The 15,190-nt window shown below is 67.6% G+C and carries 18 protein-coding genes; 10 read left to right on the forward strand and 8 right to left on the reverse strand.

Annotated elements, in window-relative coordinates:
* The first annotated feature begins 37 nt into the window (after window positions 1–37).
* The 5 genes from AC07TU_RS00510 to gloB are packed head-to-tail and all read left to right on the forward strand — an operon-like array spanning window position 38 to window position 3,841.
* Window positions 38–766 (forward strand): alpha/beta fold hydrolase, encoded by a 729-nt coding sequence (locus tag AC07TU_RS00510; protein WP_495185959.1) that lies wholly within the window; start codon window positions 38–40, stop codon window positions 764–766.
* Window positions 763–1,515 carry a tetratricopeptide repeat protein gene (locus AC07TU_RS00515; RefSeq protein WP_495185960.1) on the forward strand — a complete coding sequence of 251 codons (753 nt, stop codon included), beginning with the start codon at window positions 763–765 and terminating at the stop codon, window positions 1,513–1,515. The genes AC07TU_RS00510 and AC07TU_RS00515 overlap by 4 nt, the downstream gene beginning before the upstream one ends.
* Before the next feature lie 49 nt (window positions 1,516–1,564).
* Complete coding sequence (locus AC07TU_RS00520) at window positions 1,565–2,017, forward strand: VOC family protein (RefSeq protein WP_495185961.1); 453 nt, start codon at window positions 1,565–1,567, stop codon at window positions 2,015–2,017.
* Between the two features lie 21 nt (window positions 2,018–2,038).
* Window positions 2,039–3,109, forward strand: a complete 1,071-nt coding sequence (locus tag AC07TU_RS00525; RefSeq protein ID WP_495185962.1) for an NAD(P)H-dependent flavin oxidoreductase — start codon at window positions 2,039–2,041, stop codon at window positions 3,107–3,109.
* Between the two features lie 3 nt (window positions 3,110–3,112).
* Window positions 3,113–3,841: a hydroxyacylglutathione hydrolase gene (gene gloB, locus AC07TU_RS00530; protein WP_495185963.1), complete on the forward strand. Its 729-nt coding sequence runs from the start codon at window positions 3,113–3,115 to the stop codon at window positions 3,839–3,841.
* On the opposite strand, the gene AC07TU_RS00535 is transcribed toward gloB, so the two are convergent.
* The 4 genes from AC07TU_RS00535 to rsmI are packed head-to-tail and all read right to left on the reverse strand — an operon-like array spanning window position 3,838 to window position 6,673.
* Window positions 3,838–4,437 (reverse strand): DedA family protein, encoded by a 600-nt coding sequence (locus AC07TU_RS00535; RefSeq protein ID WP_495185964.1) that lies wholly within the window; start codon window positions 4,435–4,437, stop codon window positions 3,838–3,840. The genes gloB and AC07TU_RS00535 overlap by 4 nt on opposite strands.
* A gap of 34 nt (window positions 4,438–4,471) precedes the next feature.
* Window positions 4,472–5,428, reverse strand: a complete 957-nt coding sequence (gene gshB, locus AC07TU_RS00540) for a glutathione synthase (RefSeq protein ID WP_495185965.1) — start codon at window positions 5,426–5,428, stop codon at window positions 4,472–4,474.
* Between the two features lie 49 nt (window positions 5,429–5,477).
* Window positions 5,478–5,831, reverse strand: a complete 354-nt coding sequence (locus AC07TU_RS00545) for a YraN family protein (protein WP_495185966.1) — start codon at window positions 5,829–5,831, stop codon at window positions 5,478–5,480.
* A complete protein-coding gene (rsmI, locus tag AC07TU_RS00550) occupies window positions 5,828–6,673 on the reverse strand; it encodes a 16S rRNA (cytidine(1402)-2'-O)-methyltransferase (protein ID WP_495185967.1) in 846 nt (281 codons plus the stop codon). The genes AC07TU_RS00545 and rsmI overlap by 4 nt, the downstream gene beginning before the upstream one ends.
* Window positions 6,674–6,684: 11 nt before the next feature.
* On the opposite strand from rsmI, the gene AC07TU_RS00555 reads away from it, so the two are divergent.
* Entirely contained in the window at window positions 6,685–7,878 is a 1,194-nt protein-coding gene (locus AC07TU_RS00555; RefSeq protein ID WP_495185968.1) for a penicillin-binding protein activator, read from the forward strand.
* Between the two features lie 160 nt (window positions 7,879–8,038).
* Here AC07TU_RS00555 and hemW read toward each other — a convergent pair whose 3' ends face one another.
* Window positions 8,039–9,175 carry a radical SAM family heme chaperone HemW gene (gene hemW, locus AC07TU_RS00560; RefSeq protein ID WP_495185969.1) on the reverse strand — a complete coding sequence of 379 codons (1,137 nt, stop codon included), beginning with the start codon at window positions 9,173–9,175 and terminating at the stop codon, window positions 8,039–8,041.
* A 39-nt stretch (window positions 9,176–9,214) separates the two neighbouring features.
* On the opposite strand from hemW, the gene AC07TU_RS00565 reads away from it, so the two are divergent.
* Window positions 9,215–9,766, forward strand: coding sequence for a CAP domain-containing protein (locus AC07TU_RS00565; protein ID WP_495185970.1), 552 nt, complete (start codon window positions 9,215–9,217; stop codon window positions 9,764–9,766).
* 207 nt (window positions 9,767–9,973) lie between these two features.
* Here AC07TU_RS00565 and AC07TU_RS00570 read toward each other — a convergent pair whose 3' ends face one another.
* Both AC07TU_RS00570 and AC07TU_RS00575 read right to left on the reverse strand, forming a co-directional pair.
* Window positions 9,974–12,118 (reverse strand): TonB-dependent siderophore receptor, encoded by a 2,145-nt coding sequence (locus AC07TU_RS00570; RefSeq protein ID WP_495185971.1) that lies wholly within the window; start codon window positions 12,116–12,118, stop codon window positions 9,974–9,976.
* Between the two features lie 77 nt (window positions 12,119–12,195).
* Window positions 12,196–12,804: a TetR/AcrR family transcriptional regulator gene (locus AC07TU_RS00575; protein WP_495185972.1), complete on the reverse strand. Its 609-nt coding sequence runs from the start codon at window positions 12,802–12,804 to the stop codon at window positions 12,196–12,198.
* Window positions 12,805–12,896: 92 nt separating this feature from the next.
* On the opposite strand from AC07TU_RS00575, the gene AC07TU_RS00580 reads away from it, so the two are divergent.
* Genes AC07TU_RS00580 through AC07TU_RS00590 form a run of 3 tightly spaced genes read left to right on the forward strand, consistent with a single transcriptional unit; the run spans window position 12,897 to window position 14,481 of the window.
* On the forward strand, window positions 12,897–13,559 hold the full coding sequence (locus AC07TU_RS00580; protein WP_495185973.1) for a class I SAM-dependent methyltransferase: 663 nt from the start codon (window positions 12,897–12,899) through the stop codon (window positions 13,557–13,559).
* A 14-nt stretch (window positions 13,560–13,573) separates the two neighbouring features.
* On the forward strand, window positions 13,574–14,074 hold the full coding sequence (locus tag AC07TU_RS00585) for a DinB family protein (protein WP_495185974.1): 501 nt from the start codon (window positions 13,574–13,576) through the stop codon (window positions 14,072–14,074).
* Window positions 14,075–14,085: 11 nt separating this feature from the next.
* Complete coding sequence (locus tag AC07TU_RS00590; RefSeq protein ID WP_495185975.1) at window positions 14,086–14,481, forward strand: cupin domain-containing protein; 396 nt, start codon at window positions 14,086–14,088, stop codon at window positions 14,479–14,481.
* On the opposite strand, the gene AC07TU_RS00595 is transcribed toward AC07TU_RS00590, so the two are convergent.
* Window positions 14,478–15,176: a phosphocholine cytidylyltransferase family protein gene (locus AC07TU_RS00595; protein ID WP_495185976.1), complete on the reverse strand. Its 699-nt coding sequence runs from the start codon at window positions 15,174–15,176 to the stop codon at window positions 14,478–14,480. The two genes, AC07TU_RS00590 and AC07TU_RS00595, sit on opposite strands and share 4 nt — an antisense overlap.
* Window positions 15,177–15,190: the final 14 nt, after the last annotated feature.

The following is a 15,190-nucleotide window of genomic DNA, read 5'->3' on the forward strand; positions in this document are numbered from 1 at the left end:
CCTATCCCGTGGGATTCGGCCAGTCTATGCACCGGCGATGCAGACCATCGAACGCAACGGTAATGCCCTCGCCTACACCCATGTCCCCGGCAGCGGGCCGACCACCGTCTTCCTGCCCGGCTACGCCTCCGACATGAGCGGGAGCAAGGCGGTGGCGATCGACGCCTGGGCGCGCGAGACCGGCCGCGCCTGTCTGCGCTTCGACTATGCCGGATGCGGAGAAAGCAGCGGCGCGTTCGAGGATCAGACGCTGGCGAGCTGGCGCGACGACGCGCTGGCGGTGATCGATGCGGCCACCGCCGGGCCGGTCGTTCTGGTCGGATCGTCGATGGGCGGGTGGATCATGCTGCTCGTCGCCCTTGCCCGGCCGGAGCGGGTCGCGGCGATGGTCGGGATCGCCGCCGCGCCCGACTTCACCGATTGGGGTTTCACACCCGAGCAAAAGGCGGTGATCCAGGCCGAGGGCCGTCTGGCCGAGCCGTCGATCTATTCGCCCGAGCCGACCATCACCACCCGGGCTTTCTGGGAATCGGGTGAAGCGAACCGGTTGCTGGATGCGCCCATCGCGATCCCGGTTCCCGCACGCCTGATCCATGGCCAGCGCGACCCGGACGTGCCGTGGGAGCACAGCCTGACGCTCGCCGGCCTGCTGCGTTCAGACGAGGTGCAGACGATCCTGGTCAAGGACGGGGACCACCGCTTGTCGCGCCCGCAGGACATTAGTTTGATCCTGAAGGCGATTGAGGACGTTGCCGCCACCCAATGATGCTTTTCCTGCTTGCCCAGATCGCCACGCCGCCCACACCCGTGACCGGCCCGCCCGCGCCGGCGCAGCAACGCTGGGAGGATTGCGTCGAGCTGGCGGTCGGCGATCCCGCGCGCGGCGTTGCCGTGGCCGAGCACTGGAAGATCGCGGGCGGCGGCTTCCTTGCCTATCAGTGCCTCGGCATGGCCTATGCCGCCCAGCGGCGCTGGACCAGCGCCAGCGCCGCGTTCGAGACCGCGGCGCGCGAGGCCGAAGTGGCGCGCGATATCCGCGCGTCCAAATATTGGGCGCAGGCCGGCAATGCCTGGCTCGCGGCCGCCAACCCGGCCAAGGCGCGCGCCGCGCTCGATGCCGCGCTCGCCACCGGAAACCTGACCGGACTGGAGCTGGGCGAAGCGCATCTCGATCGCGCCCGCGCGCTGGTCGCATCGGGCAGTATCGGCGACGCGCGCGGCGATCTCGACCAGGCGGTGGCGAAGGCGCCCGGCGATCCAATGGCGTGGCTGCTGTCGGCCACGCTGGCGCGGCGGACGGGCGACCTTCCGCTCGCGCAGCGGCATATCAAGGAAGCCGTCACCCGGGCGAGCGACGACGCTTCGGTCCAGCTCGAGGCAGGCAATATCGCCGCGCTGTCCGGTGACGAGACGGCGGCGCGGGCCGCATGGGAAAGGGCCGCGCAACTCGCGCCGGAAACCCAACAGGGCAACGCGGCCCGCGCGGCGCTCAAACAATTCGACGCGCCGCAATAGACTCTCGCGGTGAGCGACCTATCTGAGGAGCAAATCGAAAGAGGGTCCCATGAAATATCTCCACACGATGATCCGCGTCGCCGATCCCGACGCCACCGTCCGCTTCTTCGAGCTGCTCGGCCTCAAGGAGATGCGCCGCGTCAACAGCGAGCCGGGCCGGTTCACGCTGATCTTCCTCGCCGCGCCCGAAGATGTCGAGGCGAATGGCGACCATGCGCAGGCCGAGGTGGAGCTGACCTATAACTGGCCGCCCGCCGACGGCAGTGCCCCGGAGGAATATAGCGGCGGGCGCAATTTCGGGCATCTCGCCTATCGCGTCGGCAATATCTACGAGACCTGCCAGCGGCTGATGGACGCGGGGGTCACGATCAACCGCCCGCCGCGCGATGGCCATATGGCGTTCGTGCGCACGCCCGACGGCATCTCGGTCGAGCTGCTTCAGGACGGCTATCTCGACCCCGCCGAACCCTGGGCGTCGATGCCCAACACCGGCAACTGGTGAGCGCCAATGGCCGGAGGGATCATGACGGAATGGCCCGTTAGCGAGTTCCTCCGGCTGACCGGCGCGCGGGCGCCGATCATCCAGGCACCAATGGCGGGCGCGGGCGGGGTCGCGCTGGCGGCAGCGGCGATCCGGGGTGGTGCGGTGGGATCGCTGCCGTGCGCGATGCTGACGACGGATCAGGTCCGGGCGCAGGTGGCCGAGGTGCGGACGCAGGCCAAAGGGCCGCTCAACCTCAATTTCTTCTGCCACACGCTGGACGAAGCGCCTGACGATGCGGCCTGGCGCGCGACGTTGCAGCCATTCTACGAGAAGGAAGGCGTGGGGCCGCCCGAGACGCCGCCGCCGCTTCGCGCACCATTCGACGAGGCGATGTGCCGGGTGGTCGAGGAGATGCGTCCCGAGATTGTCAGCTTCCATTTCGGCCTGCCGGATGCCCAACTGCTGGAACGTGTGAAGGCCACCGGCGCTGTTGTGATCGGCAACGCGACCAACCCGGAAGAGGCGCGCTGGTTGCAGGAACATGGGTGCGATGCGATTATCGCGCAGGCGGCGGAGGCCGGCGGGCATGCCGGCTGGTTTCTAGACCGTCATCGCCCGATCTGGCTTGCTTCATTGCTTCGACAGATCCTCGAGGTGGTGGATCTGCCGGTCATTGCCGCGGGCGGTATCGTCGATGGCACCGGAGCGGGGGCAGCACTGCGCGTGGGGGCTGCAGGGGTCCAAATCGGAACCGCCTATCTCGCATGCCCGGAAAGTTCGATCTCCCGGCCGCATCGCATGTTGCTCGGCACGGAGGCGGGAAGCGATACCGCCTTCACCGCTCTGCTGTCCGGCCGCCGCGCGCGAGGTATCCGCAACGCGTTGATGCGCAAGCTAGACCCAAAGCACCCCGCAGTGCCGCCATTTCCCTACGCTTCCGCCGCGCTTACCCTGCTTCGCGCCAAGGCGGAGGCGGAGGGACGCGGGGACTATTCGCCGCTCTGGGCGGGAACGAATGCGGCGCGCGTCCGGACACTTCCGGCCACGGAACTCACCGAAACGCTGGCCCGCGAGATGGTTGCCTATCTGGCGTTGACCGTAGAGGACTAGCGCATGATCGAAGTCGTCCGAATCCCCGCGCTCAGCGACAATTACATCTGGCTCGCGCATGACGATGCCTCGGGTCAGACCATCGTCGTCGATCCGGCGCAGGCCGAGCCGGTGCTGGCCGCGGCGCAAGCTCGCGGGTGGACGATCGATGCGATCTGGAACACGCACTGGCACCCCGATCACACCGGCGGCAACGCCGCGATCAAGGAAGCGACCGGCTGCACCGTGATCGCCCCCGCCGCCGAAGCGGCGAAGATCCCGACCGCGGACCGGCTGGTCGCGGAGGGCGATGTGGTGACGCTGGGCGATCATGCCGCGACCGTGCTGGAGGTGCCGGCGCACACCGCCGGGCATATCGCCTATTACCTGCCCGAGGACGCCACCGTCTTTGTCGGCGACACGCTGTTCGCGATGGGCTGCGGGCGGCTGTTCGAGGGGACGGCGGCGCAGATGTTCGCGAACATGCAGCGGCTCGCCGCATTGCCGGGCGAGACCATCGTCTATTGCGCGCATGAATATACCCAGTCGAACGGCCGCTATGCGCTGGTCGCCGAGCCGGACAATCAGGCCCTGGCGGAGCGGATGGTGCAGGTGGACACAATGCGGGCGCAGGGGCTGCCGACCGTCCCCACCACCATCGAGCTTGAGCGCGCGACCAACCCGTTCATGCGCGCGGGGAGCGTCGAGCAGCTTGCCGAGCGCCGCGCCGCGAAGGACAGCTTCAAGGGCTAGGGCCGTTCCTTCCAGGTGACGACGCGCCAGAGATAATAGGCCAGCACGACCACCGAAGTCCCGATCGCGACCGGGCCGACATAGTCCTGCAGATGCGTGAACCGCGATCCCAGCAACAGACCGGCATAGGCCAGTACCGCGTTCCAGATCGCGCTGCCGGCGAAGGTCGCGAGCAGGAAGCGCGGCAGCCCCATCTTCGCCATCCCGGCGGGCAGCGAGATCATCGTGCGGAAATTGGGCAGGAAGCGGAACACGAACACCACCCACAGGCCGTGCCGGCGGAAGAAGCGGTTAAGGCCCTCGACATCCTCCCAGCGCAGGGTCAACCAGCGGCCATAACGGTCGACGAAGGGCCGCAACCGCTCGACCCCGATCCAGCGTCCGACACCGTACCAGAACAGGTTGCCGAACGTGGTGCCGATCGTGGCCCAGATCAGCAGCGGAGCCATCGCCATATCGCCGCGCGCCACCGCCATGCCGCCGAAGCCCATGATCACCTCCGACGGGATCGGCGGGAAGACATTCTCAAGCGTCATCAGGATGAAGATCCCGATGTAGCCGCCCCAGGCGATCAGGTTGAGGATGAACTCGGTCACTGACTTGGATAAACCCGCGAGGCTGCGAAAAGGATCAGGCGCGTTCAGCCACGCGCCGCTCGATCGCATCCCAGATCATGCCCGCGGTATCGGTGCCGTTGAACCGGTCGATCGCGACGATCCCGGTGGGTGAGGTCACGTTGATCTCGGTCAGCCATTCGCCGCCGATCACGTCGATGCCGACGAAGATCAGCCCGCGCTTCTTGAGCTCCGGCCCGAGCGCGGCGCAGATTTCCTGCTCCTTCGGCGTCAGTTCGGTCTTCGCCGCTGTGCCGCCGACCGCGAGGTTGGAGCGGATCTCGCCCTCCCCCGGCACCCGGTTGACCGCGCCCGCGACCTCGCCATCGACCAGCACGATGCGCTTGTCGCCCTTCGCCACATCGGGAAGAAAGGCCTGGATCATGTGCGGTTCGCGATAGGCGGTGTTGAACACCTCGATCAGCGAGGAGAGGTTGGCGCCGTCGGAATCGATCTTGAAGATCGCCTTGCCGCCATTGCCGTGCAGCGGCTTGACCACGATCGCGCCGTGCTTTGCGAGGAACGCCTTCGCCTCGTCCAGGCTGCGCGTCACCAAGGTCGGCGGCATGAAGCGGGCGAAATCGAGCACCCACACCTTTTCCGGCGCGTTGCGCACGGCTGCAGGATCGTTGACCACCAGCGTCTTGTCGGCGATCCGCTCGAGCAGATGGGTGGCGGTGATATAGCCGAGGTCGAAGGGCGGGTCCTGGCGCATGAGGATGACGTCCGCCTCCTCGCCGAGGTCGAGCTTCACCGGATCGCCAAAGCTGAAGTGATTGCCCGCAACGCGCTGGACGGTCACCGGATGCGCAGTGGTCCAGACGCGGCCATCGGCATAGTTCAGCGCCTCGGGCGAATAGTGGAACAGCCGGTGCCCGCGCGCCTGCGCCGAGAGCATCAGCGCAAAGGTCGAATCGCCCGCGATGTTGATCGCATCGAGCGGGTCCATCTGGACGGCGACGGTGAGAGCCAAGCGTTCCTCCTTTGATTTCGCTGGCAGTTAGGGATGCGCGGGCCGATTGTCACCCGATCCAGGCATTCTCGATGTAGCGCGGGCGCACACCGGGGGCGAGCAGCAGGACATCGACGCGGATATCCTCGCCGTTCGTCGCATAACGCGGCATCAGATATTCGGCTGCCGCAGCGACCCGGGCGAGGCGGCGTTCGTCGATCGCGAAGTCGAGCTCGGCCTCCGTCTTCCGCGCCTTGACCTCGACGAACGCGACGAGCTTGCCGCGCTTCGCCACCAGATCGACCTCGCCGGCCGGGGTGCGCACCCGCCGGTCGAGGATGCGCCAGCCGCGCAGCCGCAGATACCAGGCCGCGCGCGTCTCGCCCTCGCGCCCCGATCGTTCGGCGGCGCGGCGGTCTCTCATCCCTCTTCCCTGGCCTTGAGCTCCATCGCCCGGGCGTAGAGCGCCTTGCGGTCGAGGCCGAAACGCTTCGCCACCTCGCCCGCCGCCTTGGAGACCGGGAGCCGGGTCAACGCCTCGGCCAGCGCGGCGTCGGCATCCTCGGCGCTGGCAGGCGGGGCCTCGCCGGGCGGAGCGACGACGATGACGATCTCGCCCTTGGGCGGGGCATCGTCATAGCGCGTGGCGAGTTCTGTGAGGCTGCCGGTGACGCATTCCTCGAACTTCTTGGTGATCTCACGCGCCACGGCGGCTTCGCGGTCGCCCAGCCCTTCGGCGAGCGCCGACAGCGCCGCCGACAGCCGCGGGCCCGATTCGTAGAAGACCAAAGTCGCGCGGATCGCCGCGACTTCGGCGATCGTCTCGGCGCGGGCCTGCTGCTTGGAAGGGAGGAAGCCCATGAACAGGAAGCGGTCGGTGGGCAGCCCGGCCAGGGTCAACGCCGCGATGCCGGCGCAGGGGCCCGGGATGGTGGTGACCGCGTGGCCCGCGGCCCGGGCGTCGCGGACCAGCTTGAAGCCCGGATCGGAGATCAAGGGGGTGCCGGCGTCCGAGACCAAAGCGACCGCTTCGGACGCCATCCGCGCCACCAGGCCGGGGCGGACGGCCTCGGCATTATGGTCGTGATAGGGGGTCATCGGACGCTTCGCGCCGAGGTGGCGGAACAGCCCGGCCGTCACACGCGAGTCTTCGACTGCAACAATATCGGCGTTCAGGAGTATTTCAGCCGCACGCGGGGAAAGGTCGCCGAGATTGCCGATCGGCGTCGCGACGATGTAGAGGCCGGGGGCAAGAACGAGTGTCATTGGGGAGCGTCATGGCAGAGGCAGTAGTGAAACCGCAACGGGGCATCGCCTCGCTGCTCCGGGGACTCGTCATCGTTGGGGCGTTGGCGGTCTCTGCCTGCGTCCGTCCGTCCGGCCCGCCGCCTGCCCCGACTCGCCCCGAACCCGCGCCCGTCCGCCCCGCGCCCGGCCCGGTCCGCCCCGGCCTGCCCGAGGAAGATACCGCACGCCACCGCGTCGCGCTGCTGGTGCCGCTGTCGGGCGGCAATGCCGGGGTCGGCCGCAGCCTCGCCAATGCGACGCAGCTCGCGATCCTCGATCTCAAGGCCGAGGATGTCCGCATCACCAGCTATGACACCGCGACCGGTGCCGCCGCCGCCGCGCAGCGCGCGATCGCCGACGGTAACAAGCTGATCCTTGGGCCCCTGCTCGCCGAAGATGCGCGCGCGGTCGCACCGATCGCGCGGAACGCGGGCGTGCCGGTGCTGAGCTTCTCCAACGACACCAGCGTCGCGGGCAACGGCACCTATCTGATGGGCTATGCGCCCGCCCAGTCGATCGAGCGCGTGGTCGACCATGCCCGGCGCAGCGGCGTCACCGAGTTCGCGGGCCTGATGCCGACCGGCCTCTATGGCGAGCGCGCTTCGACCGCGTTCCTCCGCGCGGTCGAGGGTGCAGGCGGTAAGGTCACCGCGCTCGAGACCTATAGCCGCGGCGCGCCTGCGATGAACGCGGCGATCGCGAAGCTTGCCCGCTCGCCCTTCCAGGCGGTGCTGATCGCAGACGGCGCGACCGGTGCCGTCACCGCGGTCCCCGGCATCCGCCGCGCCAGCCCCGGCGCGCGGATTCTGGGCACCGAACTGTGGAACAGCGATTCGGCGATCGGCGGAGTCACTGCGCTCAATGGCGCATGGTTCGCCAGCGTCTCCGACACCTATTATCGCACCTATGCCGCCAAATATCGGGCGCGGTTCGGCACGGCGCCGTACCGCCTGTCGACGCTGGCGTACGACTCGGTGCTGCTGACCGCGCGCATCGCCCGCGACTGGCGGCCGGGCGACCGCTTCCCGACCGCACGGCTGACCGACGCGGGCGGGTTCGGCGGGATCGACGGCGCCTTCCGCTTCGGCCGCGACGGCATCGCCGAACGCGCGCTGGAGGTGCAGGAGATCCGCGGCGGGACCACCGTCACCGTCTCCCCGGCGCCGCAGAGCTTCGGGCGGTAGGTCCGGAAAATCGTGGAGCAGCGGCGCGTGCCGTTGTTCCACTTTGCCATCTTATCAAAGAACCGTGCCGGAGCGCGGTCCATTGATGCCAGCAAATGAAATCCAACATTGCAAGCGCGCGTGAATTCACGCGTTCTTTCAGTGTGTTGGAACCTTGCACCTAGCCCCGGACGATCTCGCGCAGCAGGGCTTCGAGGACCGGCATGCCGGCGTCGGTGACGGCGAGGCGATTGCCGGAACGGAACAAGTAGCGGTCGAAGTTGGGATTCGCGACTTTCGCCATGTCCAGCATCCCCTCCGGAATGTCCGAAAGGTCGATGCCTGCGGTCATGCGCAGCCCCATGACGAGTCGCTCCATCGCCACCTCGGTTTCGGACAGCGGCGTCTCCTCCTGCAGCCCGGAGCCGTTGCGTTCGACCGCGGCGATCCAGTTTTCGGGCTTCTTGTGGCGGAGCGTGGCGAGACCGGTGCGGCGGCCATGCGCGCCCGGGCCGACCCCGGCATAATCGGTGTAGCGCCAGTAAGCGAGATTGTGGCGGCTCTCCGCCCCCGGCCGGGCGTGGTTCGATACCTCATAGCGCGGCAGGCCGGCGGCGGCGGTGAGCGACTGGGTCACGTCCCACAGATCGGCGGCATCGTCCTCGCCGGGGATCGTCAGCTCGCCCTTGGCCGCGAGCGTGGCGAAGCGCGTGCCCGGCTCGATCGTCAGCTGATAGAGCGAGAGATGCTCGGTCCCGAAGCTGAGCGCGCGCGCCAGTTCGGCCTCCCATGACGCGACGCTCTGGCCCGGGCGGGCATAGATCAGGTCAAAGCTGACCCGGCCGAAGTGGCGCTGGGCGGTAGCGAGCGCCGCCAGCCCCTCATCCACGCCATGCGCGCGGCCAAGGAAGTGCAGGGCATCGTCATGAAGCGCCTGAAGCCCGAGCGAGACGCGGTTGACCCCGGCGGCGGCGAGATCGGCGAAGCGCGCCGCCTCGACCGAGGAGGGGTTCGCCTCCAGCGTGATCTCGACATCGCCGACCGGGGACCAGGCGGTGGTGGCGGCATCGATCACCGCCGCAACCGTCTCGGGCGGCATCAGCGAAGGCGTGCCGCCGCCGAAGAAGATCGAGCCGAGCCGCCGCCCGGGCAGCAACGCCGCCTCATGCGCGAGATCGGCGAGCATCGCCTTGCGCCACGCATCCTGGTCCACCAATTCGCGGACATGGCTGTTGAAATCGCAGTACGGGCATTTGGAAACGCAGAACGGCCAATGGACGTAAAGGGCCAGAGGCGGCTGCGGTCGGGAAGCGTTCATTTGCGGCGCGCTATGCGCCCGAACGGAGGTTTGCGAAAGATGCTGCTGCCATTGCTGTTGCTCGCAGGGTGTTCGGCCGTGCCGCAGGATGCGCCTGAGCGGGTGGTCGAGCCGCGCCGGTTCGAGGAAAATGCGCCGCGCGGCAACGACCGGCTGCGTAACGCGATGCTGGCGCTGCACAACGAAGCCCGCGCCGAGGTGCGGATGTCGCCGCTGAGCTGGGATCCGGCACTCGCTAAGGATGCGGAGCGCTATGCCAGGGAACTCGCCCGCCGCAGCGTGTTCGAACATTCGAAGCAACCGCGCGGCCCGGCGGCACAGGGCGAGAATCTGTGGACCGGCACCCGCGGCGCCTATCGCTATGAAGAGATGGCACAGCACTGGATCGACGAGCGGCGCGACTTCGTGAACGGGCCGGTGCCGAACGTCAGCCGGACGGGCCGCTTTGGCGACACCGGCCATTACAGCCAGATCGTGTGGAACGGCACGACGCGCGTCGGCTGCGCGCTCGCGAGCAACCGGCGCGACGATTATCTGGTGTGCCGCTATTCGCCGGCGGGGAATGTGTGGGGGCGGAAGGCGTTGCCTTAGGGAAAACTGGGAATTCTCCTCTCCCCTGTGGGGAGAGGATACCGGAGCTTGGCGCTTCAGCGCCTAGCGCAGGTTGGTGAGGGGTGAGCGCTTGCGAGGCAAGCGCGCGAGCCTCCGGCTCGCTCCCCTCTCCCAGCTCCGACTAAGGCCTTGCTGCGCAAGACCCAAGTCTGCGCATCCCTCTCCCCTGACGGGGCGAGGGAAGAACTAGAACCGGCGGCTCAGCCTTACCGTGAAGCTGCGCGGTTCGCCCGGGGTGGTGCGGGTGAGCGAGCCGGTGGGAAAATAGCGCTCGTCGAACAGGTTGCGGACATTGGCCTGAAGCGACCAGTCGCCGATACGGTAATAGAGCGCGGCATCGACCAGCGTGTACGCGCCGAGCAGGAAGGGCGCCGTCGCTCCCGGCACCGCCGAGGCAGTGCTGGCCATGCGGTCGCTCTCATGATGCAGCCCCAGCCCCCCGCCGAGATTGGCGAGCGGACCGTGCTGGACGGTATAGCGGCCCCAGAGATTGACGATGTCGCGCGGGATCGAGCCGAGCCGCGATCCCACGCGCAGCCGGTTGTCGGCGGTGACCACGGCGTTGAGATGGGTGTAGGCGCCGGTCAGTTCGACGCCCGGCGCGGGGCGCCATGCGACCTCGGCCTCAAGCCCGCGGGTGCGCTGCTGTCCGGTGAGGACATAGACGTTGGGCAGGACGGCATCGGCGGTCGCGACATTGGCGCGGGTCAGCTCGAACACCGTCAGCATCCCCGTCAGGCTGCCGTCGGCGCGGGCGAATTTGAGGCCGCCCTCATAGTTCACGCCATTCTCGGGCGGCAGCGGCGAGCCGTCGGCCGAGCGATAGCTGCCCTGCGGATTGAATGACTTGGCATAGTTCACATAGGCCGAGACCCAGTCGGCGATCTTGAGCGTGACGCCGGCACGCGGGCTGAACGCGGTGTCGCGGACCTCCGTCCCCTGCACGCCATTATTGGCGTTGCGGCTGATCGCGAGATCCCAGCGGCCGCCGAGCGTGATCGCAAGCGCGTCGCCGAGCTTGATATGATCCTGAACATAGATGCCGCGCTGGCGGGTGGTGCTGGCAGCGGTCGCCGCAGGAACCGCCGGGTTGTGGCCGGGGACGGTACCGTAAACGGGGTTGAACAGGTCCAGCTCATAGGGGCGGCTGGTGTCGTAGACATTGGTGTCGCTGGCGCGCCGGCGGCCATAGTCGATCCCGACCATGAGGTAATGGTCGAGCGGCCCGGTATCGAAACGCGCGCTGGCGTTGGTGTCGACGCGGAAATAGGTGCCATGCTGGTCATAGGGGCCGTAAAAGGCGCGCGTCACACGGCGGCGATCGGCCGAGATGCCGGTGATGAACAGCCAATTATCCCAGCTGTTGTGGAAATCCTGATAGCGCAGCGACTGGTGGACGGCGATCGCGTCGCTGAACTTGTGATCGAACACATAGCCCAGGCTCCAGTAATCATTATCCTGAACCGCCGGATAGACGCCGTCGTTGATCGAGAGCTTGCGCCGCACCTGGCCGTTGGGATTGGGCAAAGCGGTGCCATAGGCGGTGGTCGGCGACCATGGATTGATATGATCGTCGAGATAGCGGCCGAGCAGGGTCAGCGTGGTTTCGGGCGCCGGCTTCCAGGTCAGCGCGGACGCGACCAGGATGCGGCGCTGGCCCGAATAGTCGACGAAGAAATCCTGGTCGCGATAGACGGCGGCGAGGCGGGCGAGCAGTGTGCCCGAAGCGTTGAGCGGGGCGTTGGCGTCGAGCGTCACTTCCTTGAACGCATAGCTGCCGGCCGCCACGCCGATATCGAGGAACGCATCCGCCTGGGGGCGTTTGCTGACGAGGTTGACGATGCCCGAGATCGGCCCCTGCCCGAACAGGCCTGAGGCGGGGCCCTTCACCACCTCGACCCGGTCGAGAATGCTCATCTCCGACGTGCCGTAGCCGGTGTCGTCGAGCAGCCCGTCGAGATAGGTGGCGTTGGTGGCGTTGAAGCCGCGGATGTTGAAGCCGTCGAAGAAGCCGTAATTGTTGCTGCGCGAGACGCCCGCGACGTTGAACAGCACCTCGCCGACACGGCGCAGCCCCTGCGCCTCGATCAGGTCGGCGGGGACCGAGGAGATCGCCTGACTGCTTTCGAGCAGGGGGATGTCGGCCTTGGCCGCGACCGGAGCTTCCGCGAGATGGCCGGTGACGGTGACCGTCTCGACGGTCTGAGAGGCTTGGGTTTCGTCGCCTGCGGGCGCTCCGCCGCGAGCCTGCGGAGTTTCATCGGCGCGTGCCGCTCCCCCGCTCAAGACCATGGAAGCCAGTGAAGCTGAAGCCAGCCAGATCGTTTTCATGTGTTTCCCGCCCTGTTGATCGAGGGGGCGGATAGTTATTTTGCAACTGACTCGCAATATCTATTCTATTGATGGCGCTAAACTGTTTCCAGCGCGCGGTGACGGGGGCGCAGATAGCCGACCAGCAGCCGGGTCACCTCCTCGACCAGAGCCTCGGGATCGATCGAGCCGTGGGGATGGAGCACCGCGTCGTGCGTCAGCGTCTCGACCGTGGTGACGCAGATGAAGGTCGCGGTATCGAGGTCGCGTATCTCGATCTCGCCACGCCGTTCGTCGAGATAGGCGCGGACCACGGCAAAGATCTCGCGGTCGATCGCCTCGACCTCGGCGAGCTGGCCCATGCGCGGGATCTGTTCGTCGCAGATGCGATGCAGGTCGGGATCGACGCGGTGCGCATCGATCATCGCGCCGACCAGCACGCGCATCGCGCATTCGAGATCGAGTTCGGCCACTGCCGCCATCGAATCGCGCAGCAGGTCGAGGATCTGGCGGTTGTGGCGTGCGACCAGCGCGCCGACGATCGACTCCTTGTTGGGGAAATACTGGTAGAGCGAGCCGACGCTGACCCCGGCCACCGCAGCGATGCGGTTGGTGCTTGCCCGGTCATATCCCTCGCGCACCAGAATACGAGCAGTTGCGTCGAGCAACGCCTCGACCGTCGCCTGCGAGCGCGATTGCGAGGCCATTTTGCGCGGATTCAACGGGGGCGGGCTGGCCATGGCGGTGCTCTCCGGCAATGCGAGTAGACAATGTGAGCGATAGCTCGCAAATTTTCGGCATGCAATCGGCTCCGACCCAAAGCGGCTTCATCCCGGCCTTTCCGGTGCTGGGACTCTATGATCCGGCGATCCGCCTGCTGACGCGCGAGCGGGCATGGCGGGCGGCGTTGCGCGCGATGCTGGCGCCCCATGCGGGCGGGTGCATCGTCGATGCCGGATGCGGCACCGGCAGTTTGCTGGCCGAGCTCGGCCGCGACTTTCCGAAGGCACGGCTGATCGGCGTCGATCCCGATCCGCGAATCCTGACGCGCGCTGCGGCCAAGCTGCGTGAAGCCGGCGTACAGGCGGCGCTGGAACAGGGCTATCTGCGCGATCTCGCCACCTTGCTCGCCGGGTGCGAGGTGCGTGCCATCGTCTCCAGCCTGGTGTTCCATCAGGTGCCGATGGCCGAGAAACGCGCCGGGCTGGCGGCGATGCATGGCGCGCTGGCGCCGGGCGGGCTGCTGCTGATCGCCGATTATGGTGCGCAGCGCAGCCTGGCGATGCGAACGGCCTTCCGGCTGGTGCAGGCGGTCGACGGCACCGCGACCACCCAGCCCAATGCCGATGGCGTGCTGCCCGGCCTGATCCGCGCCGCCGGCTTCACCGATGTCGCCGAGCCGCACCGCTTCGCCACCGCGACCGGATCGATCTCGATCTACCGCGCGATCAAACCCGCCTGACGAGGGAGCTACGGATGCCCGCTTACCCTTATGACACGCTGATGCGGTACAAGAGCTGGGCGACCGGCGAACTGACCGCGACGATCGCAGCCAATCTGCACCGGATCGACCCGTTCGACCGGATGCTGATCCTTCGGCTGCTCGACCATATCCAGACGGTGGACGAGATTTTCGGCGACAATCTGGAGGGCCGCGCGCATGGCCGCCATGCGCCGCGGTCGTTCGAGCTGCCCGACTTCGAGACGCTGGCGCGCAAGGCGATCGTCACCGCCGAATGGTATGTCTCCTATGCCGATCTTCTGACCCATGCGCAGCGCGACGAGACGATCGACTTCACTTTCTCCAACGGGTCGCCGGGTCGGATGACGCGCGGCGACATGCTGTTGCACGTCGCCACCCATGGCACCTATCATCGCGGCAATATCGGCATCCTGCTCCAGAAGAACGGGGTCGAGCCCAATGCGGACCGGCTGACCGATTTCCTGATGAGCGAACGCACGCTGGAACCCGCCTGAAAGGACACGACATGCCCCGGCTCGACACGCACCCGATCCATCTCGGCCTTGGCGCGACCGCCGTCACCGAACCGGTGCTGACCGGCCCGGAATGGTATGAGGCCTATGGCGCGCGCCATGAGGCCGACGGGGCGGAAGGGCGTGTGGTGATGCAGTATGGCTTCACCGAAAGCTGGGGCATGTGGGAGGTTCACCCGATGGGCGCGGAAGTGGTGCTGTGCGTCGATGGGCGGGTGACGCTGATCCAGCAGGCTGAGGACGGCGGCGAGACGCGGGTGACGCTGGAAGCGGGCGACTATGCGATCAACCCGCCGGGTGTGTGGCACACCGCCGATATCGCGCCGGGCGAAAGCGCGAACTGCGTCTTCATCACCGCGGGCGCGGGGACCGATCACAAGCCGCGTTAGGCCTTCCAGGCCTCCGCCTTGGCGAGCGCGGGGGCGTCGTCCACGTCCAGCCAGTCGAGGTCGCTGCAATCCACCACCTGCGCGCGCTTTTGCGCGGCGAGGATGCGCATCCCCTCGGTCAGCGAGGGGGAGTCGAGCATGTGGAGCGCATCGAACAAGGGCTGGCCGATCGCGAACACGCCGGTGTCGTAGCAGTCGTGCGGCTCGAGCCCCTTGCCGATCGCGACGATCGCGTCGCCCTCGGTCGCAACGCAGGTAACGTCCTCGGGATCGACCCAGGGATGGCCCAGCCGCCGGTCGATGCCGAGCCGCGCGCCATGGCCCGCCCCGGCATGGGCCAGCCGGCGGTAGAGCGCCGGATCGACGAGATGATCGCACATCGCCAGCAGCGTTTCCTCGTCCCGCTTGAGCAGCGGTTCGGCGGCGAGCAGCGAGCTGCCATTGGGTTTGCGATAATCCTCGACCCGCACCATCTCGACGAAGAGCGGCCAATGGCCTGCGCGCAGATAGGCCTCGATCTCGTCCGCGCCATAGCCGAGCACGACGATCGCGCGCGACAGACCCGCCGCCGCCAGCCCGTGCAGCGCGTGCTGGACCAGCGGCCGGCCGGCAACCGGGCAGAGCGGCTTGAACGGCGCTGCCGGACGAAGGCGGCTGCCCTCTCCCGCGGCGAGCAGGATCGCGGTTTCGATCATCTTGAACCCGTCAT

The sequence above is a fragment of the Sphingomonas sp. GW821-FHT03E12 genome (genome assembly GCF_059420685.1).